We start from the raw sequence: 25,817 nt of genomic DNA on the forward strand, positions 1-25,817 counted from the left end.
ATTACATTCAACATCAAAGTTAAGCATAGATAATATAGATTTTTTTATGCTTTTTATTCCTTCTAAATCCACTACTCTATCGCATATATATACATCGTATATAACATTTAATAAATTTTTTATTATATTATTATCTTCATAATCATTCACTTTCAAATCAATATATCTATCTATTATTTGTATAGTCTCTATCCTTTTCATTTCAAACTTTATAACTTCTGATTTTTGTAACCCATGATCAAATTCAATTACAGCTATCTTTATATTTTGCATTAATTCTTCATACTCTATCTTTGAATTTGATATTATAGAATGTATTAATGTGTTATATATCAATCCACCTACTATGTAGTCGTTCATATAGTTATCATATTTATTATATAAAACATAATACTTTATAACCTTAATTGCTTCTTCTTCGCTTCTTTTCATGTTGGTGTTAGATATTATAATCGGAAGTAATATATTTATTATATTAACGTCACTTACCTTTTCTCCATAAAATCTATAATATACTAATTCATCTTTTAACCTATTCTTATCTATTCTTACATATCTTTGCGCTATATCATCAATTAAAGATTTAGTATTTAAAATAATCATGTCTTTTATATATTTATCTTGTATACTAAGCGCATTTATATATGCTTTTTTTAATAACTCATCCTTCATAAATACTACCTTCCTAACGCATAAGCTATCTTATAGTTTTATCAATTAATTATCTTACTATACTTTTCAAAATTTCAAGTTTTTATATTTTAATTAAATAGTATTACATCTAAAAAAAATAGGCAGCTATAAGCTGCCATAAATGTAGGGGGGGAGTAGAATATTATATATACTCTACTTCCATATATATATCTTTTGATTCTAATTAGCTCAATTATCGAGCTATTTCTTAACTTAATTATACAATAACCGAAATTTAGATGTAAAGTATTATTTTTCGACAAATGTATATTAGATATATTACATTCTTTCTGGTGCCCCCATGCCTAATATTGCAAGCGCATTTTCTATAGTTTGCTTAGTAGCTGCAACTAAAGCTACTCTAGCTTTTTTAACTTCTATATCATCAACTAATATAGGATTTTCGTGATAGAATTTATTGAATGCTTGTGATAAATCTAAAACAAATCTAGTTACTATGTGTGGCTCATTTTTTCTTAATGCTACTAATATATTTTTATTAAATGATGCTATTAACTTTAATACTTCCGAACTATCAGCATCACTTAATACGTTATAATCTACATCCGCAGTTACATCCATATTAGCTTTTCTTAAAACAGAACAACATCTAGCATGAGTATATTGTACATATGGTCCTGTTTCACCTTCAAAGCTTAAAGTTCTTTCCCAAGAGAATGTATAATCTTTTATTCTGCTATTAGATAACTCTTGGAATACTACTGCTCCAACTCCAACTTGCTTAGCTATTTTATCTACATTTTCAGCATTTGGATTTTTAGCTAGTATAGTTTCTTTTGTTTTATCTATAGCTTGTCTTAATACATCTTCTAAGAATACTACTCTACCTTTTCTAGTAGACATAGTTCCCTCTTCTAATGCAACCATTCCAAACGGAACATGAACCATGTCTTTAGACCATTCAAATCCTATTAGTTCTAATACTTTGAATAATTGTTGGAAATGTAAGCTTTGTTGAGATCCAACTACATATATACACTTCTCAAAATCATAATTTTCTTTTCTATATAATGCTGCAGCTAAATCTCTAGTCATATATAATGTAGATCCATCTTTTTTAGTTATAAGAGCTGGAGTCATATTATATTCTTCTAAGTTTACTATATTAGTTCCTTCAGACTCTTCTAATAAACCTTTATCCTTTATAATATCTATTACTCTATCCATTTTATCAGAATAGAAACTTTCTCCTGCATATGAATCAAATTCTATATCTAATAGTTCATAAACTCTAGCAAATTCTTTTAAACTTTCATCTCTGAACCATTGCCATAAATCAACAGCTTCTTTATCTCTATTTTCTAACTTTGTAAACCAAGCTCTTGCTTCATCTTCCATTTCTGGATGCTTTTCAGCTTCATCATGGAATTGTATGTATAATTTTAATAACTCAGGTATTGGATTTGATTCAACAACTTCTTTATTTCCCCATTTTTTGAAAGCTACTATAAGCTTACCAAATTGAGTTCCATAATCTCCAAGGTGATTAACTCTTACAGTATTATAACCTTGAGAATCATATATTTTATATAAAGCGTTTCCTATAACTGTAGTTCTTATATGTCCAATGTGGAATGGTTTAGCTATATTAGGAGATGAGAAATCTATTACTACTGTTTTATCTTTTCCTAAATTACTATGTCCATAATTTTTCCCCTCAGTTAAAACGTCATTTATAACATTTTTAGCTAATTGAGACTTATTAACGAAGAAGTTTACATATCCTCCAGCTGGCTCAACCTTTGATATAGATTCATTAGACTCTATACTTTCTGCTAAGTCTGCTGCTATCATGTTAGGTGCTTTTCTAAATACCTTTGCTAATCTGAAACATGGAAATGCATAATCTCCCATTTCACTGTTTGGTGGTGTTTCTAATAATCCAACTATTTCTTCTAGTGTTAAATCTTCTATTTTTTCTTTTAACGATTTGGCTACTTCTATTTTAAAATCTTGCATATTAAGTACTCCTTCCTTATTCTTATAACACTTTATGATAAAACAAATTATGTTTTTTTTCAAGTATATGTCTATAATTCCAATTGTTTCTCACTAATAATCTTTATTCCTTCTTCTTTTAAAGTTCTAGCTGTAATTCCCATGCCATCTATTTTATTTCCATTAAAACTTCCATCATATATTTTATTACTTCCACAAGATGGACTTCCTTCTTTCAATATAGCTTCTTTACAACCATATAATTTTGCTATCTTTAAAGTTTCGTAAGCTCCTTTTGAAAAGTTTTCACTTACATTTAAACCATTTTTATCTTTAACTATATAACTATTAAACGAATTTTCATTGCTAACTTTATTATCTATCTCAGATGGAACCCTTGGTGTGGGTAATCCACCTAATTGTTCAGGACAAACTAATATAAACTGTTTGTTTTTTAAATATTGTATAACTTTTTCATGTTTATTATTATCGCCATCATACTTACAGTTTATCCCCAATAAACAAGCTGATACTAATATCATTTATTCATCCCCTTATTTATTTCAAAGTAACTATCGTAACGCCTACTCCACCTTCACCATATTGTCCTGGTCTTTGAGATTTTACATGTTTATGTCTTTTTAACATTTCTGTTATACCAGCCTTTAGAACTCCTGTCCCGATACCGTGAATTACTGTTACATTTTCAAGTCCTGCTAAGCATGCATCATCAAGGTATTTATCAACTTCTTCTCTAGCTTCTTCTAAATTAAGACCTCTTAAATCCACTTCACTCTTAACTCTTCCTGATTTAGACTTAATCACATTTCTAGTTGTTTTTGTAACTATTGATTTAGTATCTTTCTTTGCTTTTTCTAAAGATTTAAATGGTAATGTCATTTTCATTATTCCAATTTGAATAACAGCTTCTTTTTTCTTGTTATCTACAGAAACTACAGATCCTTTCTGATTTAAAGTTATAACTCTTACTTCATCTCCAACTTTTAAATCTTTAATTTCTTTTGATGCAGTTTTTGGAACTATCATGCTCTTAACACTTGGTTGTAGAGCTCCCATAGAATTTGAAATTTCTTTTCTTAGTTCTTCTATTTTTCTATTTTTTTCTTTAGATACACTTTCTTCTTCTAATCTTCTTAGTTCTTTTATAACTAATTCTGTTTCTTCTTTAGCTTGTCTTGTTATTCTAAATGCTTCTTGTCTTGCTTCTTCTAATAATCGTTCTCTTTGAATTGATATCTTGTCTAATTTAAGATCATATTCTTCTTTTAATTTTTGAATTTCTTTTCTTAGTCTAGTTGCTTCTTCTTTTTCCTCTACAGCTTCAACTCTAGATTTTTCCAAATTGTGAATTACATCTTCTACAGCAATAGTATCTGTATCTATAAATTCTTTTGCTCTATCTATTACATAATCACTCAACCCTAATCTTTTAGATATAGCAAATGCATTAGATTTTCCCGGAACTCCTATAAATAGTCTATAAGTAGGTCTTAAGTTTTCTAAGTCAAACTCTACTGCTGCATTTTCTACTCCCTCTTTTGTAAGTGCGTAATGTTTAATTTCACTATAATGTGTAGTTGCTATACACTTAGCTCCTGCCATATTTACATCTTCAAGTATAGCAATAGCTAATCCAGCTCCTTCTATAGGATCTGTTCCAGCTCCTAATTCATCAAAGATTACTAATGAATTTTCTGTAACTTCATTTAATATAGATACTATATTAGTCATATGTGAAGAAAATGTAGATAAGCTCTGTTCTATACTTTGCTCATCTCCAATATCTGCAAATACATTATCGTAAACGCACATACTAGTTCCATAATCAGCTGGTATGTGTAATCCACTTTGAATCATTAATGCAAATAACCCAACTGTTTTAATAGTTACTGTTTTACCTCCAGTATTTGGACCTGTTATAACTAATGTATGGAATTCTTCTCCTAACCTAATATCATTTCCTACTACTATTTTTGGATCTAGTAATGGATGTCTTCCATTTTTTATACTTATATAATTTTCTTTGTTTAACTTAGGTTCTATCCCTTTTATCTTTAAAGATAGCTTGCCTTTTGCAAATGCAAAATCAATCTTTCCTAAAATTTCTTGATTACTTAATATATCATCACCTATATCTCCTATAAGAGCTGATAGTTCACTTAGTATTCTCTCTATTTCTTCTTTTTCTTTTAATCTAAGTTGTCTAAGTTCGTTATTCATTTCAACTATGCTCATAGGCTCTATAAATAAAGTAGCTCCAGATGATGATTGATCATGGACTATTCCTGAAACTTGAGATCTATATTCAGCTTTTACAGGTACAACAAATCGATCTCCTCTTATTGATATAATTGCATCTTGTAGATATTTTTGATACGTTGTAGAACTTATTATTCCATTTAATTTAGAACGTATAGATTGATTTTTTTGTATTATCTTTCTTCTTAATCCCCTTAACTCACTTGAAGCATTATCCGAAATTTCAACTTCACTTACTATTGCGTTATAAATTTTATCTTCTATATCTCTATATGTGTATAATCCATTAGATAAAGATTGTATTATAGGATAATTAAAATCTTCTTCTTCTGATGAAGATAAATTATTATTTAATGATCTAGCTACCCTTAATGTATCTGCAATCATTAATAAGCTTCCTGGATCTATAGATGCTCCAACTTTAGCTCTCTTAACTTTATCTTCTACATCATATAACCCTTGTAAGTTTACTCCACCTTTTTTTATAAGTATTCCTTGAGCTTCACTAGTTTCTTCTAGCATATATTTTACTTCTTCATAGTCAGAACTTGGCTTTAATTGATCTATATATCTTAACCCTAAAGAAGATGAAGCTTTCTCTTTTAATAGCATAATTATTTTATCGAATTCTAATACTTTCAATGATTTTTTATTCATGCTTCCTCCTTAAGTAAATTTTTATGTAAATTTTAAGTGTATTTTATGTAATTTTGTACTATACTATTTATATATTATACATAATCAATACTATTTTGTAATATAATTTAATTTAATTTTTAGTAAGGAGATGTTTTTTATGAACAATGTTCTAAATGATTTACAACCTAGTTTAGTTTTTAAATATTTTGAAGAGATCTCTCAAATACCAAGAGGATCAAAAAATGAGAAAGCTATAAGTGATTACTTACGTAATTTCGGTGAGAGCTTAGGATTAGAAACTATTCAAGATGAAAGTCTAAATATAATAATCAGAAAGCCAGCAACTCCTGGATATGAAAATGCACCTGGTGTAGTACTTCAAGGTCATATGGATATGGTTTGTGAGAAAAATAAAAGCACTAACCATGACTTTATGAAAGACCCAATCAAACTAAGAATAGATGGAGATTATGTATATGCAACTGATACAACTTTAGGTGCTGACAATGGTATAGCTGTAGCTATGGGACTTGCAATACTTGCTTCTAACGATATAGCTCATCCTGCTTTAGAAGTTCTTGTAACTGTTGATGAAGAAGCTGGTATGACTGGTGCTATGGCATTAGATGGAAGTTTAGTAAAAGGTAAATACATATTAAACTTAGATTCTGAGGAAGAAGGTCATCTTCTTGTAAGTTGTGCTGGTGGTGTAACTGCTTTATCAACTTTACCTGTTGAATTTGTAAAACCTGAGGCTTCTAAGGCTGCTTATTTAATAGAAATAAAAGGTCTATTAGGTGGACACTCTGGTATGGATATAATAAAACAAAGAGGTAATGCTAATAAATTATTAGGAAGACTTCTAAACTTATTAGATGTTGACTTTGACTTAGCAAAAGTTGAAGGTGGATCTAAAAATAATGCTATCCCTCGTGAAGCTGATAGTGTTGTAATGATAAACAATGATCAAAAAGATAATTTCATGGCTTGTATAAAAGAAATAACTAATACATTTAAGCATGAGTTAAGAACTTCTGATCCAGGTCTTGAAATAGTATGTTCTGAAACTACTACACCTGAATTAATATTTAATGCTAATTCAAAAGATAGCGTTATTAAAATGCTTAACTTAATGCCTAATGCTATACAAACTATGAGTATGGATATAGAAAACTTAGTTGAAAGTTCTACTAACTTAGGTGTTCTTAGAACTACAGATTCTACAGTTACTTTCGAATGTGCTGTTAGAAGTTCAGTTAAATCTCTTAAAGATGATGTAACTGCTAGAATGGAACTTTTAATATCTGAATTTGGTGGAAAGCTTGAATTAATAAGTGATTACCCAGCTTGGGAATATGCTAAAGGTTCTGAACTTGAAAAAATGTGTGTTGAGGCTTACAAAAACCTTACTGGAAAAGAGCCTATAATAATGGCTTTACATGCTGGTCTTGAGTGTGGTTTATTACTAGATAAAATACCTCATGCAGAAGCTATATCATTTGGACCTAATATGTATGATGTACATACTCCAAATGAACATTTAAGTATATCTTCAACTGAAAACACTTGGAAATACTTAGTAGCAGTATTAAAATCTATGAAATAGTAAAAATAAAAACTCCTCTGAATTCAGAGGAGTTTTTTATTTATTTTAATTTACTTATAGGCTTTTCAGCCATCATTATAATTTGTATAGCTGTTGTAAGTATAGAAGTTTTCTTTCTATATGCCATATACTTACCTTCCCATATGTCACAGTATTTTTCTTTAAACTTCTTTAATCCTTCAAATGAGTAGAAATTCTGCCCATGAGAATATATTTGTGCTGCTACTTTTTCTGATAAGAATGAGTACTTAGACACGCCTACATTTGATAATGGTGCCATTCCCATATTAAATCTAGAGTATCCCTCTTCTTGTCCCCATTTAAATAGATTTACAAATATAAAGTCCATAATCCCATTACATGTATCATGAGAAAATCTCATTAAATCTATAGATAATGTTTGATTATCATCATACATAGGCATTAAGTTACTAAATCCTTTTATTTCATTTTCTGCATTTCTAACTATAGCAATAGGTTGCTTGTTTAAATATTCTTTATCAAAGAACCCTATATAAAATCCTTTTTCTTCTCTTCCACGTAACCATTCATCTGAAACCTCTTTTAACGAGTCAAAAAACTCATCTGTAAAAGGTGGCTTTACAAGTTCAAATGTATATCCTTCTTTTTCAACTCTAGAAAGCGCATTTCTTACACTTTTCATTTTTCTACCTTCTAAAGTAAAGTTTTTTAAATCAACTAAAGCATCTTCCCCTAGCTTCATAAATTCATATCCAGTTTCATGTAAGTCTGGCATCATTGTTTTATCTATAGCCGTAAATACAGGAACGTATCCATATAAATCTGCTAAGTTATAAAATTGTTGTATAGTCTCAAATACTTTTTCTTCATTACCTACAGGGTTACCTAGTATTATTATTTTATTTCCAGATATTTGGTATTGTAAAAGAACATCTTTAGATTCATTTATATATACAAATTTGTCATTTAAATATATATAGTGAATTACTGGTGATCCTCCAAATTTATCAATTATATCTTTAACTTCATTTTTACATTCATCTAGTTTCATTCTTGGAAAATCATTATCTGAATTTATTTTATATAGTATCCATAGTAAAAATACTGCAATTATAAATCCACTTATACTAAATCCTAATAATGACGATCCATAGTGTTTAATAGATTGTATTTTATAATTAGCTATAGGTAATCTTCCTATCTTTCCATTTAAATTCGCATACACTGTGTATATATATAATACTAAAAAAGAAAACAGTAAAATAACATCTTGTGCAAATACTCCCCATCTCATTACAAAGCTTTCTCTATAGAATGCTTTTTTGCTGGCCCATATAAGAATCGCTACTACAATCAAGTATATACTTCTATAGTAATCTGGGTCCATAACTAACGTAAGTAGTGTTGCTCCAATTATAAGTGTTAGCGTTATTTTATATATTCCTTTTGATTTATAACTCATTACTCTTGATATTGCAATTAATAAAAATCCTATTATTATCGATATTCGCTGAGGAATATGGACTATTGAAAAATATGAAAATTTATTTACAATATGAAACTTTCTAGCTAAATCTGGACTGGCTTCAGATATTAATAAACTTACTCCAGATAATAAAACCAATAAAATTATTATTATATGCGCTAATTTCGATAACGCTGTAGTTATTATATCTTTTACTTCTTCATCTAAATTTACGAAGTAATCTTGAATATATAATATAAGACCTATTATTAAAGGTATTATATAATATGATACTCTATATAAAAACACTGCTAATAAAACTTTTTCTGAAGGCACGCCAAGTGCTTTTAATCCTAATAATAATGTTATATCAAATGATCCTATTCCACCAGGGGCCATACTTACTATTGCAGCTACTATAGCAACTACAAATATAGGTAAAAACTTTCCGATAGAAACAGGCTCTCCTAATATTCTCATAATACTATAAATTAAAAATATTGTAGTAATCCATTCTAGTGCTGATATAGCCATTACTTGAACTGAATCTTTTATATCTTCTTTATCTTCACTTGAACCCTTGATAAATTTAAATAGTAAATATATTGATAAAATTGGGAAGTATGTACTTATTAAAACAGTCATTATGCTTACAAATTTATCAACTCTTAAATTACTAAAGTTTGTTATCACATAGACAAAGCAAACCATAGAAAACCCAGTTAAGTTTAATGCAACTATTTTAGTTATTTCTTTTACTAATAATTTGGTATCTTTAACATGATCTTTATAAAAATTAGTTTTTAATGCTATAGCTGTACTGCCTCCAAATCCTGCTATACTAGCTATAGAACTAGCTATCAAAGAATACTTATATAATTTTATATTACTTAGTTTTATTCCAACTCTCTTTTTTAATATAAAATCATAAAAACTTAATGGTAAATATGAAATCATACCTAATGCCGCTATAATTAACATATTTGATATAGTTAGTTTATCTGCATATCTTTTAAATATATCCATATCAAAAGACGCAAATACATTTCTGAACTCTTTCATTACTATAATGAAAATTGCTAAGGCAAAAACTATTTTTATCCATTTTAGCAATTTATGCTTATTCATATAGTAAATCCCTCCTTTTAATTTATTGGCCTAAAAACAATTTATCTTTACATTTTTTTACATTTTTTTACATATAACCTTTTTATCATAACTTATATTATACCTTATTTTGTATAATTGTATAAAATTTAATTTATAAAATCTACTTACATAATTGTAACTTCTACATTTTACACCTATATATTTTTTAATTTCCCCTAAAAAATATATGTTAAACCAATTTAATTTATATTTTTCATTATAATTTTAAAATTAAAAATATCGGATATAAGTTTAAACACTTATATCCGATATTTTTAATAAATTATTCAACACCTTTATAGTAGTGCCCTGTTGTAATCCCTATTTTTTCTAAATTTTTGTATAACTGTTTTCCTTTACTCGTTATATCTAAATCATTTTCTATAGTTTCTAAAAATGCTTCTATAATAGATTTAATTTCACTATTTTCTTCAAAAGTAAAATCTATTCTAAATATATTTATATGTGATTTTTTTAATTCATTTAAATCCTCTAAAACACATATTGGTTTTGAGTTGTATATAGTAGTTCTACAAAATACATCTTGAGATAATCTGTAAGTTTCTTCTTTTGAATCTTTTAGTGAGTATAAGCTTTTGTTGCATACAGAACTTCTCTTATCTTTCTTGCAGTCTCTAACTAAAACCCCCATAGGACAGTATTCACTAATCATTAAAGGAGTATAGCCATAAACAATACTTTCTATGTCTATATCAGTATATTTTAGCATTTCTCTAGTCTCTGTCAAATTTAGCTCTTGTGAAATACAAACAGCTTTTGCACCTTCACTTTTATAGTGATTTACAGTTTCACTATTAAATGAGTTTAGGTAGCTATCTACATATAATTCATTTTTTTTAAATAAATTAACACATCCTAAATTGCCAGCTTGTATAGCTAATTTATTTTCTTCTTCTATTTTATTTAATATTTTATAATCTCTATTTCTAAGTATTCTTGGTGGAGAATATATAATCTTCATTTTTCCATTACATATTTTAATAGCCTCATGTAAAGTATTTATATCCTCATAGTAAATTGCATCTATATCGTATCCTGAAACAACCTTTAGTTGTTCTATATTTTTAACTTTAACTCTAAGTTTTATGTCTTTGTCTTTTAATAAAGCTTTCGGGCTATAATTTATAGCTTTATCTTTATAACTTCTTCCTTTAATTACTACTCTCTCTTCACTTAACTTATCTATAGCTTCTCGTCTTAATTGGTTAAGTACACTTATAGGTAAACTTATATTTTCATCTATATCTGTTTCTATATTATTTAATATATATGCAGTATTTCCTAGTTTACTTATCTGAGCAATTACTTTTTCTTCTCCTAATGCAACCTTCATTGCTTCCTCTATAGTTTTATCTACACTAACTGATACATTGTTACCATACCCATCATTGAAAGTCAGTATAGGAGCTTTTCCAAGCTTTAACTCTATTTTAGCATCTATTGGTATTTTTATATTTTCTATTTCTTCTTCAAATGTCTTTTTAACTGTATTCAATAGATCACTATCTGAAGTCTTATATACTATTTGTCCTCTTTTTGCTTCTCCTATAAAATCTAATTCTATAAGTTCTCTAGCCTCGCCTCTATCACTTATTTGATTGTTGGCCTTTATAATTCTTCCTATAGTTCCTCCACCTAAATTTATTCCGTCACCTTTTTTAAGTGTGTTTTCTAACATAATTTTTAAACGTTTGGCTTTTCTATTATAATCTACAACTTTACCAATATATAGTCCAACATTATTAGGTCTATTTGAGTTCATTATATCTTCTCCAACTTCACCTAATAAATATCCTTTAGTAAACTTTCTATTAAATATAGTGTATAAATTATTTATTGTATCATTAGATACATTAACTCTATTCTTATTTGTATAATTATCTATTGTTTCTCTATAACTATTTATTACTGTAGCTACATACTCAGGTCTTTTCATTCTTCCTTCTATCTTCAAAGAATGTACTCCTGCATCTATTATCCTATCAATTTCTTCTATTGTATTTAAATCTCTAGGACTTAATAAATAATCTCCCTCTGTACTTATAACTTGTCCAGAATTTATATCTATTAACTCGTATCTTTGTCTACATGGTTGTGCACATCTACCTCTGTTTCCAGATCTATTTCCTATCATACTACTCATTAAACATTGTCCTGAATAGCATACACATAATGCTCCATGAACAAATATTTCAATGTCAACATTAGTATTTTTGCAAATATGCTCTATTTCATCAACATTAAGTTCTCTTGCTAAAACAACCCTATTAAACCCAAGATTTTGTAAGTATAGAGTATCTTCAAGTGAGTGAGCTACCATTTGTGTACTAGCATGAAGTTCAAAATCAGGAAGTAAATTTCTTATTAATTTTGCCATTCCTATATCTTGAAGTATAACTGCATCTATATCGATATCATATAAATATTTTATATACGCTAAAAAATCTTCTATTTCATTTTGTTTTATAAGAGTATTTGCTGTAACAAATACTTTTACATTTCTTATATGTGCATATCTAACCGCTTCTTTTAACTCTTCTCTGTCAAAGTTATTAGCAGAAGCTCTAGCACTAAATTCTTTTCCACCTAGATAAACTGCATTTGCTCCGTTTTGTACAGCAGCTTTTAATGCATCAAAACTACCTACAGGTGCTAGTAATTCTGTATTCATAACTACCTCCTTACAGTCATTAAAAACTAAAACCTTCAGGTTAGTTTGCCTGAAGGTTTTTTAAAGTATTCTACTATTTTAAAAGTTTGCCTGAAGCTTTTATATAATTTATCTCTTGCTCTAACTCTATATTCTTTAATTGTAAATCATATAGTTTATTTTGGAAATCTGACGCTAATTTTTCAGCTATTTCAGTTTTCTCATTAGCTTCTAATAAATCTTTTTTCAGGTCTTCTATCTCTTTTTTTAATGGATTCATTTCCTCTAAGTCACTTGCTTTATTATCTAATTCTGACTTTAAAGCATCTATTTCAGCTTGTTTATTACCAAGTTCTTCAACTCTATTATTAAGTTCTAACTTTATTTTTTTCATTTCTAGTTGAACTTCTTGGTTAGGTTTTTCTGCTTTTTTAACTAATTCTTTGTTTTCTTTAGTTAGTTTATCATTTTCTTCTGAGCATTCAAATAGTAAGTCAGTAACAGTTAAAGCAGATAATATTGCTACTTGTGATGTACTAAGTAATGAATTTGTTTCTGCTATTCTACTCATTTCTTCATCTACATAGTGAGCTATTTTTATCATATAATCTTTAGATTTTTCAGATACCATAGGATATTCAGATCCATGTATCTTTACTGTAACCTTGTTCATCCTAACCCCCCCTACATCTGTTTCCTACTTAGTTTGATCTTAAATTCGCATTTAGTTTTTCACTTAGTTCATTTACTATTTTATCGTGAACCTTAGCTACTTCTTCATCAGTTAAAGTTTTATCTTTACTTCTATATGTTATTGAGTATGCTATAGATTTGTGTCCTTCTTCTATTTGAGCACCTTTATAAACATCGAATAATTGATAGCTTTCTAATATATCTTCTCCATTAGCTTTTATTATATCTTCTATTTGTTTAACAAATACTTCATCTTTAACTAATAAAGCTATATCTCTAGTAGTTGATGGATATTTAGGTAATGGATTATAAACTTTCACATTATTTAAGTTCTCAAATACTAAGTCTACATTTATTTCTGCAATGTAAACTCTTTGATTTAAATCATAATTTTCTAGCACATCTGGATGTAATTCTCCAAACGTCCCTATACATATATTATTATACACTAATTTAGCGCATCTTCCAGGGTGGAATGTTAAATTTTTAGTTTCTGGTTCAATTTCATAACCGTTAAACCCAATATTGTTTAATACAGTTTCAACTGCACCTTTTATTGTAAAGAAATCTACTTCTTTTCCATACATTCCTATAGCTAATTTCTTTGTTTCTACTGGTAATCCGTCTTGTGGTTTAAATGTATTTCCACATTCAAATGCATAAACTTCTTCAACTTTATGAGATGAGTTTGTTGAAATTACATTTAACATATTAGGTATTAAAGTCGTTCTCATAACAGAAGTTTCTTCACCTAATGGATTTATTATTTTAACAAATTCTCTTTTTTCATCATTTGAATCTAAGTTTATTTTATCTACTCCTCTAGGGCTTACAAATGAATAAGTTAATATTTCATTTAGTCCTACAGCTATAGCATTAGACTTTATTTTATCCATAAATTTTTGTTTATCTGTTTTAACACCTGCTGTAGCATTTCCTTCTAAAGTTGCTGCTGGTATATTATCATAACCATATATTCTAGCTATCTCTTCTAATATATCTGCATCTTCTTCTATATCAAGTCTAAAACTTGGAACTTCTAATTCTAATTTATCAGAAGCTATTAAATTACACTTAAACTCTAGGTTTTCTAGTATATTTATAAATTGATCCACAGCTACATTAACACCTAATAACTTATTTATTCTTTCAGGGTTAACTACTATTTTTTGGATTTCTTGTTTTTTAGGATAGTTATCTATCATACCATTAAGTACTGTTCCACATCCTAATTCTTCTATTAATTGAGCTGCTCTATTTATAGCTACTTCAGTCAAATTAACATCCACACCTTTTTCAAATCTTGAAGATGCTTCTGTTCTTAATCCTAATTTTTTAGATGCTGCTCTTATATTTTCTTTTGCAAAGTTAGCCCCTTCTAATAATATCGATGTCGTAGATTCTGATATCTCAGAATTTTCTCCACCCATTATTCCAGCTAAGTCTAAAGTAGTTTTTCCATTTGTTACAACTATCATATCTGAAGTTAACTCTCTTTCAACTCCATCTAAAGTAACAAATTTTTCTCCTTCCTCAGCACATTTAACTATCATTTTGTTGTCTCCAACTTTATCTAAATCAAATGCATGAAGTGGTTGACCCTGCTCTAACATAACGTAGTTAGTTATATCTACTATATTGTTTATTGGTCTTATTCCTGCTTCAATTAATCTTCTTTGCATCCAGTATGGAGATGGTCCAACTTTAACATTTTTCACAACTCTTCCGCAGTATCTCTTACATAAATTTGTTTGTATATCTATTTCAAAATCCGTAGCTTCATCAGATTCTTTCACTATTATTTCAGGATATTTTAATTCTTTACCTAAAGTAACAGCGGCTTCTCTAGCTATACCTAATATTGATCTGCAATCTGGTCTATTTGAAGTTATTTCAAATTCTATCAAAGCATCATTTACACCTAAAACTTCTCTTACATCCATACCTAATTCAAATGAATCTTGATGATCTAATATATATATTCCATCTTTTTTATGTTCTTCAACATATTGAGAAGGTATAGTAAGTTCTTCAGCACCACAGAACATTCCTTCTGATAATACACCTCTTAACTTACCTTTCTTTATTTTGAAATCTCCAGGAAGTAATGCCCCAATTCTAGCAACAGGAACATAATCTCCAATATTTATATTTGTAGCATTAGTTACTATTTGAAGAATCTGACCATCAGCAACTTCAACTTTAGTAACTTTTAATCTATCTGCATCTGGATGTTGTTCTATTTCAAGTATTTTACATACTTCAACTCCATTAGTTTCTTTCCCGAAGAATTCTACTTTTTCAACCTTTGAACCAGTCATAGTCATCATATCAGCAAATTCTTGAGTATCTCTATCTATATCAACGTAGTCTCTAAGCCATTTTAAAGGTACTAACATATTACATCCTCCTAATTAAAATTGATTTAAAAATCTCATATCATTTTCAAATAATAATCTTATATCATCTATTTCATACTTAAGCATAGTTATTCTATCAAGTCCCATACCAAAAGCAAAACCGCTATAAACTTCTGGGTCTATTCCACAATTTCTTAATACATTTGGATGAACCATACCAGCACCTAGTATTTCTATCCAGCCTTCACCTTTACACATTGGACAACCTGCTCCATCACATTTGAAACAAGTAACATCTACTTCTGCACTTGGTTCTGTAAATGGGAAGTTATGTGGTCTAAATTTAGTTTTTGTATGTTCTCCAAATAACTTCTTCACGAACATATCTAGTGTACCTTTTAATTGAGCCATTGTAACATCTTTACCAACTACAAGCCCTTCTATTTGATGGAACATCGGTGAATGAGTTGCATCTGGTGCGTCAAATCTAAAACATCTACCTGGAGATATTATTTTTATTGGTAACTCTTCATTTTTCATAGTTCTAACTTGAACTGGAGATGTTTGAGTTCTAAGTAATAGCTCATCATTTATATAAAAAGTATCACTCATATCTCTTGATGGATGATCTTTTGGTGCATTTAATGCATCAAAGTTATTTGCAACTGTTTCAACTTCTGGACCTTCTGCTATTGAGAATCCCATACCTATAAATATGTCGCTTACTTCATCTGTTATCTGAGATATAGGATGTTTTTTACCTACTTTAAACTCTTTAGCTGGCATAGTTACATCTAAAACCTCTTCAGCTAATTTTATTTGTTTTTCTATATTTTTTAACTCTTCTTTTTTAGTACTTATAGCAGTTTCGATTGCTTCTCTAACTTCATTTGCAACCTTTCCTATTACAGGTCTTTCTTCAGCTGATAATTTACCCATTTCCTTAAGTATAGATGTTATTTCACCTTTTTTTCCTAAGTACTTAACTCTTAAAGACTCTACTTGTTCTATATCCTGCATGTCTTTTATTTCACTTAATGCTATTTCTTGTAAATTAAGTAATTTTTCTTGCACTATAGTCACCCTTTCACTTTAATTTTTTATATTAAAAAAAGCCCTTCATCCCTATCTAGGGACGAAAGACTATTGTTTCGCGGTACCACCCTAGTAGCTTGATTATTAAAGTAAATAATTCAAACCACTCGAAAAACTTAACGTGTTTTATAACGTCATAACCTACTTTAAATTTCAGCTATGATACTCCAGAGGGAACTTCTTTTAATATCTTAGAAAGTACTTTCAGCCTAGGCACTTATCTCTGAACTAAGTTTTATTAAAATACTTTTCTCTTTCACAGTATTTAAAATATATAACTTTTGATTGTACATTATATCATATATAACATTTTTTTTCAATACAGGTCTATTATACCATATATTTTTTAATTTCATACATTAAAATAGCTGAACTTATAGCTGCATTTAAAGATTCAGCATTTCCATATATAGGTATTTTAACTAAAGTATCTGATTCCTGTATAAGTTTATCATTAACTCCATTTGCTTCATTTCCTATAACAAGTGCTGTTTTGTAATTATATTCCACACCATCATAGAAATTATTAGTATCTAAATAACTAGAAACTATATCAAATTTTCTATTTTTTAATTCTTTAATAGCATCTTCTTGAGTCATATTTATTATTTTCATGTCAAATATAGAACCCATCGTAGATCTCGTTACTTTACTATTGTAAATATCTACGCATCCTTTTAAATTTATTATGGCATCTATTCCAGCTGCATCTGCTGTTCTTATTATAGTTCCCATGTTTCCAGGATCTTGAATTCTATCTAAAACTAATACAAACCTACAATCTTCATCTAAAATATCTTCAATTTTATTTTCCTTTATACTTACTACCCCTACTATTCCTTGCGTATTTTCAGTATCTATAAAATCATTAAATATTTTATTTGTAGTTTTATATATACTTATTTTTTTATCTTCTAATACTTTCAAAAACTCAACGTGCTCTTCTTTATTTTCAAAATTTTCATTTATAAAAACATATTCTAAATCAGCTTTGCAGTCTATTGCTTGAGTTAATATTCTAAAACCTTCAATTAAAAATTTAGATTCTTTTGATCTATTTTTACTTTTTAAAAGAGATTTAGTTAACTTGACTTTTTCATTATCTTTACTACTTATAGTCATTATCATTATTTATTTTCTCCTAAACGAAAAATCATTGTCTGATGTTATAGTACTAATTTTACTATTTTGTCCTATTACAACTAATATACTTCCAGTGTTTATCTCTTCTTCTGGAGATGGAGTTACATTTATACTTTTACCACACTTTATAGCTAAAACTGTTATTTCATATTTAGCTCTTAAATCTAGCTCTATTAATGTTTTTCCTTCCCATTCTTTAGGTGTAACAATTTCAACTATAGAATAATCTGGATCTAATTCTATATGATCTAATATATTGTTGGATACTAAATTATGTGCAACTCTAACTCCCATATCTCTTTCAGGGAATACTACTCTATCTGCACCTATTTTATATAAAACTTTAGCTTGTAACTCATCTTTTGCTTTACATACAATTTGTTCTACACCCATTTCTTTAGCTATTAAAGTTGCCATTATAGATGCTCTTATATCAGACCCTATAGCAATTATTGCCACATCAAAGTTTCCCATACCTAATGCTCTTAAAGCTTGTTCATCTGTAACATCAACGATTGCTGCATGTGTTACTTTCTCAGATATAGCTTGAACAGCATCATCATTTTTATCTATCGCCATTACTTGGTGCCCTAATAAATGCATTGTAGTTGCAACTGATGATCCAAATCTTCCACAACCTATAACTATATATTGTTTCATATCTATTCTCTCCTACTCTTTTATCCTACTATAATTTTTCCTTCAGGGAATCTTATAACTTGTTTTTTTACATTATTTTTAGATACTAAAGCTATGAAAATAGTTAAAAATCCAACTCTTCCCATAAACATATACATCATAATTACTATTTTACCAAATATGTTCAAGTTAGGACTTCCGCCTATACTAGACCCTACTGTTGCAAAGGCTGATACTACTTCAAATGCCGATTCAATTAAATCAAATGATTCTTGAGTTAAATTTATAAGCAGTATACCTATAACAACTACTGATATTCCTATGAAAAATATTCCTATGGATTTTCTTACAGCACCTAATCCTACTCTTCTTTCAAAAACTTCTATATCCTCTTTTTCAAATATAAAGCTTCTTACAGAAAGTATTATAGTTGCAACTGTTGTTGTTTTAATTCCTCCACCTGTAGAACATGGAGATGCACCTATAAACATTAATATAATCATTATAAACATACTAGCTTGGCTCATAGCCGTTAAATCAATAGTATTAAACCCAGCTGTTCTCGGTGTAACAGATTGGAATAATGAACTCAGTAGCTTCCCTTTTAAAGAAAGATCTCCTAAAGTTTTTGAGTTAGAATATTCTATAAAGAACATAAATACCATACCTATTATTATTAATACTGTTGTTGTCGTTAATACAACTTTTGAATGTATGTTTAGTTTAGATAACTTTTTATTTTTAACAATATCTAAAATTACAGGGAATCCAATACCTCCAAGTATTATTAATATAGATATTGTTATACTTATTGTTATATTATTTACATATCTAGTTAAAGATGTAAATGGTCCACTGACAGTTCCCATAAGATCAAATCCTGCATTACAAAATGCAGATATAGCATGAAAAATACTAAACCATGCTCCTTTAACTAATCCAAATTCGGGTACAAAAACAGTAGATAAAGTTAATGCCCCAATACCTTCTATAATAAAGGTCATCAATAATACATATCTAGTTAATTTAACTAATCCTGATAAATCTATCTGATTTAATGCTTCCTGTATAAGAAGTCTTTCTTTAAGATTTATTCTTTTTTTAGTTATTAGTGCAAATAATGTAGTTACGGTCATAAATCCTAGCCCACCAACTTGAATTAACATAATTATTACAATTTGACCAAATAAATTCCAATGAGTCGCTGTATCTACTACTACTAGCCCTGTTACACAAACAGCAGATGTAGACGTAAATAATGCATCTACAAAAGGAGTGCTTATGCCATCATTAGTAGCAATAGGTAATGTTAATAATATTGCTCCTATTAATATAACAGTAGCAAATCCAATAACCATTATTTGAGGTGGGTTTAATTTATTAATTGGCTTTTTCATATTCGAAATAAATTCTTTCACCTACGTTATTTCCTCCTGTATATCTTAATATTCAACTGCTAATTATATTTACTTTTATTATTATACTGATAACAATAATAAAATACATTATATACTTAGTTTTTAAATATATCTACCGTAAAATTTAAATTTGTAATTTTAAAAATATTTTTTTATTATAACACAAAAAAACTCTGAGTAATAACTCAGAGTTTTTCTTATAATTAAGCTAATTTTGATTTAGCAACTTCTACTAATTTAGCAAATCCTTGAGGATCGTTTATAGCCATTTCAGATAACATTTTTCTGTTAACTTCAACACCTGCTAATTTTAATCCGTTCATAAATCTTGAGTAAGACATTCCGTTAGCTCTAGTAGCTGCATTTATTCTTTGTATCCAAAGTTTTCTGAAATCTCTCTTCTTTAATTTTCTACCAACATAAGCATGCTTTAATGCTTTCATAACAAACTCGTTAGCTGGTCTGTATAATTTACTTCTTGATCCTCTAAAACCTTTTGCAAGTTTTAATATTTTCTTATGCTTCTTACGAGCGTTCATAGCTTTTTTAACTCTTGCCATCGTCGTAACCTCCTTTGTTTTTCTCTTTTAAATTAATTTTATCTATTTTTTTTCGATCTTATAGGTATGGTAATAATTGTGCTATTCTTCTAGCATCTCCTTCACTAACCATTCCAGACTTTCTTAATTGCATTTTAGTCTTAGCATCCTTCTTAGTTAGTATATGTCTTCTAAAAGCTTTAGATCTTTTTAATTTTCCACTAGCAGTTTTTTTGAATCTCTTAGCTGCTCCTCTGTGAGTTTTCATTTTAGGCATATTAATATCCTCCTCTCAAATATATATCTATTTTTTTGGATCTATCATTACAACCATGTTATTCCCCTCGAATGCAGGGGCTTTTGTTGGTTCTCCAAACTCTTTTACTAGTTCTATGAACTTCATCATTACTTTTTTTCCTAAGTCTTTATGACCTAGTTCTCTACCTCTAAATCTAAGTTCAACTTTAACTTTATCGCCTTTTTGAAGAAACTTTATAGCATTATTCGCTTTTGTGTTTATATCATTTTCTTCTATACCAGGTCTTAATCTAACTTCTTTAACAGTTACAATTTTTTGTTTTTTCTTAGATTCTTTTTCTTTTCTAGCTTGTTCATATTTATATTTACCGTAATCCATTAACTTACATACTGGTGGATTTGCATTAGGTGATATTTTTACTAAGTCTAAATTTTTATTGTTTGCCATTAATTGTGCATCTCTAGCAGACATTATTCCAAGTTGCTCACCAGTTTCTGAAAGAACTCTTATTTCGTTATCTCTTATTTCATCATTGATTGCTAATTCCTTACTAATAGTAGGACACCTCCAATTTTATATTAAAAAAGGCGAATGATCTCATCATCCGCCATATAAGTTATCACAATTAAAACTTTTACTAAATCGCAACTTATATTTACCTTACTAACTAATATTGTTGTAAGGTGAGAAGCAGACTTCTTCTTGTTTTTCATTACTTTATACAATATATCATTTTTTTTCATCTGTGTCAATTATTTTTTCCTTATTTATTAATTATTTATTTAATTTATGGTTATACTCTTAATAAAATTACTATTTAAATTTACAAAAAACAATTTTTAATAATATTAATTTGAAAAATCGGCAAATATATGTAATAACAACAATTTTTATAACTGAGGTGTTTGACTATGAAAATGCTAGATAATTTTTTTAAGAAAATTAATAATCCCGCTCCTGCGTTTAATCAAACGAAAATGGAGAAAGAAACTTCAAATGACAATTCAGATTCAACTAAACCTAAAACTACATTTAATGATGTAGCTGGGTTAGAAGAAGTAAAAGAGGAGCTTTTTGAGATAGTTGACTTCATGAAAAATCCTGATAAGTATAAAAAGATGGGTGCCAAAATACCTAAAGGAGTTTTATTTTATGGACCTCCAGGTACAGGTAAAACATTATTAGCTTCGGCTATGGCTGGTGAAACAAATGCATCATTTTATAATGTAACAGGATCTGAATTCGTTGAAAAATACGTTGGTGTAGGTGCAAAAAGAGTTAGAACTTTGTTTGAGAAAGCCAGAAAAGATGCTCCAAGTATAATTTTTATAGATGAAATAGATGCTATAGGAGCAAAAAGACATTTAGAAAGCAACAATGAAAAGGATCAAACTTTAAATCAGCTATTAGTAGAAATGGATGGTTTTAATAAGGACTCAAACGTAATTATAGTTGGATCAACAAATAGATTAGATTTATTGGATGATGCATTACTTAGACCCGGTAGATTTGATAGACATATCCACATTGGAGATCCAAACTATCATACTAGACTAGAAATATTAAAAGTTCATACTAAGAATAAACCTATCGATGAATCTGTAAATCTTGAATTATTGGCTAAAAAAACTCATGGGTTCAACGGTGCACACTTGGCAAATATAGCTAATGAAGCCGCTATATTTGCTGTTAGAGATAGTAGCCAAATAATAAATAATATTCATTTTGATAAAGCTATAGAAAGAGTTATAGCTGGTCTAGAATCTAAAAATGCTAAACTTATAGAAAAAGAAAAGCGTATCGTTTCTTATCACGAAGCAGGCCACGCATTAATAAGTAACTCATTGGGAATAAACCCAATACAAAAAGTATCTATAATTCCTAGAGGACAAGCTCTTGGATATGTTCTTCAACTTCCTGATGAAGATAGATACATCTATACTAAAGATGAACTTTTAGGAAAAATTAAAATCTTACTTGCCGGTAAAGCAGCTGAAGAAATTATATTCGGTCATAAATCCACCGGAGCTAAAGATGACTTGAAAAAAGTTACAGACATAGCAACTCAAATGGTATGTGATTATGGTATGAGCAACTTGGGATCTATGACCATAGATGCTAATCAGAAAAATTTCTTATCACCTAAAATACAAGAAGAAACTACTAGTATAATAGATACTTGCTATGAAGAGACCTTAACCCTTTTAAACTCTAATTTAAATGATCTTCATTTAGTTTCTAAACATTTGTTTGATAAGGAAACTTTAACTCACGAAGAGCTTAAAGATATAATAAGAAAAGAATGTGTATAATAATATTAAATTTTATAAAATAAAAAAAGTTAGCCTATTGGCTAACCTTTTTTATTTATATTAAGCTTGAATAACGTTAGTTCTTTCTTCTACTTCTTTTAAAACATTAGCTATAAATTCTTCAACGTCCATAGCTCCCATTTCACCATTATCTCTAGATCTTACAGATACTTTTTTCTCATTAAGTTCTTTTTCACCAACGACTAACATATAAGGTACTTTTTGAAGTTGTGCTTCTCTTATCTTATATCCTATTTTTTCTGCTCTATCATCAAGTTCTACTCTTATACCTTTATCAAATAATGCTTTTTTAACTTCTTGAGCATATTCTTTAAATCTATCAGATACAAGTAGTATTTTAGCTTGAGTTGGAGCTATCCAAGTTGGGAACTTCCCAGCATAATGTTCAATTAATATTCCTATAAATCTTTCTATACTTCCTAATGCAACTCTGTGTATCATAACAGGTCTATGTTTCTCTCCATCTTCACCTATATAATTGATATCAAATCTTTGTGGTAATTGCATATCTAATTGTATAGTTCCACATTGCCAAGTTCTTCCTAAACAATCTTTTAAATGGAAATCTATTTTAGGTCCATAGAATGCTCCATCTCCTTCGTTTATTACGAAAGGTAAATTTAATTCTTCCAATGCCTCTCTTAGTCCATTTTCCGCAGATTCCCATTCTTCATCTGTTCCCATAGAATCCTCTGGTCTAGTTGATAATTCTAAGTGATATTCAAATCCAAATGCAGAATATACTTTATCTATCAATGAAACAACACCTTTTATTTCATCTTTTATTTGACTAGGTAACATAAATATATGCGCATCATCTTGAGTAAATGCTCTAACTCTCTTAAGTCCATTTAAAGCTCCTGATAATTCATGTCTATGAACTCTTCCTAACTCAGCAACTCTCATAGGGAAATCTTTATAAGAATGTTGTTTGAAGTTGTAATATAACATACCACCTGGACAGTTCATTGGCTTTATAGCATATTGTTGTTCATCTATATCTACAGTATACATATTCTCTTTATAGTGATACCAGTGACCTGAAGTCTCCCATAATTTTTGATTTAATATTATCGGAGTTTCTATTTCTACATATCCATCTTCTCTGTGTAATTCTCTCCAGAATTTTAATAATTCATTTTTTAAATCCATCCCTTTTGGTAAGAATAATGGGAATCCTGGACCTTCTTCAGGTATAAAGAATAATTCTAATTCTCTACCTAATTTTCTATGGTCTCTTTTTTTAGCTTCTTCTAATAAATGTAAATATGCTTCTAGATCTTTATTTTTTTCAAAAGATGTTCCATATATTCTTTGTAACATCTTATTTTTTTCATCTCCACGCCAGTAAGCACCTGTTACATTTTGTAATTTTATTGATTTAACTTTTTTAGTAGTAGGTAAATGTGGTCCTCTACATAAATCAGTAAAATCTCCTTGCTTGTAGAAAGATATTATCTCTCCTTCAGGTAATTCTGATATAAGTTCAACCTTATATATTTCCCCTTGATCTTCCATTAACTTTATAGCTTCTTCCCTAGTTAATTCAAATCTCTCTATAGCTAAATCTTCCTTAGCTATTTTTTTCATTTCTGCTTCTATTTTTTCTAAATCTTCAGGAGTTAATCTATACTCTAAGTCTATATCATAATAGAATCCATTTTCTATACTTGGCCCTATAGCTAATTTAGCTTCAGGATATAATCTTTTTATAGCTTGAGCTAACATATGAGCTGACGTATGTCTGAATACATCTTTTCCTTGTACATCATCAAATTTAAATAAGTTTAATTCACAATCTTCATCAACTTTAAAGTCTAAACCAACAACTTCTCCATTAATAGATGCAGCCACTATACTTCTAGCTAATCCCTCACTTATAGACTTAGCTATATCCATAATAGTAGTACTTTTAGCGTACTCCTTTACAGAACCGTCTTTTAAAGTAACTTTTATCATGTCCTTTACCTCCTTGATTTTTTGTATAAAATAAAAAAACTCGGCCCATGAAAATCATGGGACGAGTTGCATTCGCGGTTCCACCCAAGTTGGTATATATAAAATATAACCCTCTTGACGACTGTAAGGTTGTCATCCGAGCACTTTCACTAATTAAAGCTACTAAACTCTGCTCCAAGGTAGTTTTCAAATAGTCATTTTTAGATATACTTACAGCCTTTGATATATCCTCTCTGAAAATTGTTTCTATTTTACTTTTCCTTTTCATCGCTTAATTATTTATATTGTTTATAATTATATCAAACATTATACTAGATTTCAATATATTTTTTATATAAATATAGTTATTACACCTTGAACTATACCTATTAAAAATCCTAATACTAAACCTAGTATTTCTATATGCTTAAGTTCATTATCTGCTATACTTAATATTATATTTTCTAGTTCAATCAAATCTAGCTCATTAACCTTACTCTCAACTATTTGTTGTATATTTATTCTTTGATGAGCTTTAACTATTATTTCTTCTCCTAACTCATCTATAGAGTTGCTTACTTCTTTTTCTATAATTTCATCTATATAACCTTTTATAATAGATTTTATATAACTAGGTATAAGAGTAGCTTTTTCATCTACTATCAAATTGACTTTATATTTTATATATTCTACCGCCTTAGACTTATCATCTTCTGTGATTAGATTTTTAAGTATATCATCTATAGATATAAATTCATCTTGAATTACTTCTCCTATTTTTATAGCTATCTCGTTTTTTCGTTTTGGTATTAGACCTATTATTTCTATATTTAAAACCGGTATTTTTATAGGTTTTATCGGCCTAAATATAAGTTTTATAGCTAGCTTATTAGTAATATAACCTATTATACCTCCAATTGCTCCCATAATTAAAATTATATATATATTGTTCATTT

At 28.6% G+C, this 25,817-nt stretch carries 19 protein-coding genes and 2 other annotated features; of the genes, 2 read left to right on the forward strand and 17 right to left on the reverse strand.

Features of this window, described 5'->3' with window-relative positions:
• From ACRCYC_RS03620 to ACRCYC_RS03635, 4 genes are all read right to left on the reverse strand, one after another.
• Window positions 1–672, reverse strand: a 672-nt coding sequence (locus ACRCYC_RS03620) for a hypothetical protein (RefSeq protein WP_438617819.1), incomplete at its 3' end; no start/stop codon positions are given.
• Window positions 673–972: 300 nt separating this feature from the next.
• Entirely contained in the window at window positions 973–2,673 is a 1,701-nt protein-coding gene (gene argS, locus ACRCYC_RS03625) for an arginine--tRNA ligase (RefSeq protein ID WP_438617820.1), read from the reverse strand.
• A 71-nt stretch (window positions 2,674–2,744) separates the two neighbouring features.
• Window positions 2,745–3,194, reverse strand: a complete 450-nt coding sequence (locus ACRCYC_RS03630) for a DUF523 domain-containing protein (protein WP_438617821.1) — start codon at window positions 3,192–3,194, stop codon at window positions 2,745–2,747.
• Window positions 3,195–3,210: 16 nt separating this feature from the next.
• On the reverse strand, window positions 3,211–5,589 hold the full coding sequence (locus ACRCYC_RS03635; protein WP_438617822.1) for an endonuclease MutS2: 2,379 nt from the start codon (window positions 5,587–5,589) through the stop codon (window positions 3,211–3,213).
• Window positions 5,590–5,728: 139 nt separating this feature from the next.
• Between ACRCYC_RS03635 and ACRCYC_RS03640 the strand changes: the two genes are divergently transcribed.
• Window positions 5,729–7,177 (forward strand): aminoacyl-histidine dipeptidase, encoded by a 1,449-nt coding sequence (locus ACRCYC_RS03640; RefSeq protein WP_438617823.1) that lies wholly within the window; start codon window positions 5,729–5,731, stop codon window positions 7,175–7,177.
• Between the two features lie 40 nt (window positions 7,178–7,217).
• Here the strand turns inward: ACRCYC_RS03640 and mprF are convergent, their stop codons facing one another.
• The 11 genes from mprF to infC all read right to left on the reverse strand — a co-directional run bounded on the left by mprF (window position 7,218) and on the right by infC (window position 21,145).
• On the reverse strand, window positions 7,218–9,752 hold the full coding sequence (gene mprF, locus ACRCYC_RS03645) for a bifunctional lysylphosphatidylglycerol flippase/synthetase MprF (RefSeq protein ID WP_438617824.1): 2,535 nt from the start codon (window positions 9,750–9,752) through the stop codon (window positions 7,218–7,220).
• Window positions 9,753–10,056: 304 nt separating this feature from the next.
• The gene (locus ACRCYC_RS03650; RefSeq protein WP_438617825.1) at window positions 10,057–12,465 is read right to left on the reverse strand and encodes a DUF3656 domain-containing U32 family peptidase; all 2,409 of its coding nucleotides are present in this window, start codon (window positions 12,463–12,465) and stop codon (window positions 10,057–10,059) included.
• Between the two features lie 73 nt (window positions 12,466–12,538).
• Window positions 12,539–13,117 (reverse strand): cell division protein ZapA, encoded by a 579-nt coding sequence (gene zapA / locus ACRCYC_RS03655; protein WP_438617826.1) that lies wholly within the window; start codon window positions 13,115–13,117, stop codon window positions 12,539–12,541.
• A 28-nt stretch (window positions 13,118–13,145) separates the two neighbouring features.
• Window positions 13,146–15,536: a phenylalanine--tRNA ligase subunit beta gene (pheT, locus tag ACRCYC_RS03660; protein WP_438617827.1), complete on the reverse strand. Its 2,391-nt coding sequence runs from the start codon at window positions 15,534–15,536 to the stop codon at window positions 13,146–13,148.
• 15 nt (window positions 15,537–15,551) lie between these two features.
• On the reverse strand, window positions 15,552–16,571 hold the full coding sequence (pheS, locus tag ACRCYC_RS03665; protein ID WP_438617828.1) for a phenylalanine--tRNA ligase subunit alpha: 1,020 nt from the start codon (window positions 16,569–16,571) through the stop codon (window positions 15,552–15,554).
• Between the two features lie 54 nt (window positions 16,572–16,625).
• Window positions 16,626–16,861: a binding site (T-box leader), on the reverse strand.
• Between the two features lie 61 nt (window positions 16,862–16,922).
• Window positions 16,923–17,720 (reverse strand): TrmH family RNA methyltransferase, encoded by a 798-nt coding sequence (locus tag ACRCYC_RS03670; RefSeq protein ID WP_438617829.1) that lies wholly within the window; start codon window positions 17,718–17,720, stop codon window positions 16,923–16,925.
• Between the two features lie 3 nt (window positions 17,721–17,723).
• Window positions 17,724–18,395, reverse strand: a complete 672-nt coding sequence (locus ACRCYC_RS03675; RefSeq protein WP_438617830.1) for a potassium channel family protein — start codon at window positions 18,393–18,395, stop codon at window positions 17,724–17,726.
• A 20-nt stretch (window positions 18,396–18,415) separates the two neighbouring features.
• Entirely contained in the window at window positions 18,416–19,792 is a 1,377-nt protein-coding gene (locus tag ACRCYC_RS03680) for a TrkH family potassium uptake protein (RefSeq protein WP_438617831.1), read from the reverse strand.
• Window positions 19,793–19,995: 203 nt separating this feature from the next.
• Window positions 19,996–20,352, reverse strand: coding sequence for a 50S ribosomal protein L20 (gene rplT / locus ACRCYC_RS03685; protein ID WP_021122342.1), 357 nt, complete (start codon window positions 20,350–20,352; stop codon window positions 19,996–19,998).
• Between the two features lie 58 nt (window positions 20,353–20,410).
• Window positions 20,411–20,608 (reverse strand): 50S ribosomal protein L35, encoded by a 198-nt coding sequence (rpmI, locus tag ACRCYC_RS03690; protein WP_438617832.1) that lies wholly within the window; start codon window positions 20,606–20,608, stop codon window positions 20,411–20,413.
• Window positions 20,609–20,635: 27 nt separating this feature from the next.
• Complete coding sequence (gene infC, locus ACRCYC_RS03695) at window positions 20,636–21,145, reverse strand: translation initiation factor IF-3 (protein ID WP_438617836.1); 510 nt, start codon at window positions 21,143–21,145, stop codon at window positions 20,636–20,638.
• A gap of 356 nt (window positions 21,146–21,501) precedes the next feature.
• Here infC and ACRCYC_RS03700 point away from each other — a divergent pair, with 356 nt between their 5' ends.
• A complete protein-coding gene (locus ACRCYC_RS03700) occupies window positions 21,502–22,902 on the forward strand; it encodes an ATP-dependent metallopeptidase FtsH/Yme1/Tma family protein (protein ID WP_438617833.1) in 1,401 nt (466 codons plus the stop codon).
• Window positions 22,903–22,962: 60 nt separating this feature from the next.
• Here ACRCYC_RS03700 and thrS read toward each other — a convergent pair whose 3' ends face one another.
• Together thrS and ACRCYC_RS03710 are read right to left on the reverse strand one after the other, a co-directional pair.
• Complete coding sequence (thrS, locus tag ACRCYC_RS03705) at window positions 22,963–24,882, reverse strand: threonine--tRNA ligase (RefSeq protein WP_438617834.1); 1,920 nt, start codon at window positions 24,880–24,882, stop codon at window positions 22,963–22,965.
• Between the two features lie 54 nt (window positions 24,883–24,936).
• Window positions 24,937–25,159: a binding site (T-box leader), on the reverse strand.
• A 53-nt stretch (window positions 25,160–25,212) separates the two neighbouring features.
• The coding region (locus ACRCYC_RS03710) for a DUF445 domain-containing protein (RefSeq protein WP_438617835.1) at window positions 25,213–25,817 on the reverse strand (605 nt) is incomplete at its 5' end.

The organism is Paraclostridium sp. (assembly GCF_051657365.1).
Lineage (GTDB): Bacteria > Bacillota > Clostridia > Peptostreptococcales > Peptostreptococcaceae > Paraclostridium.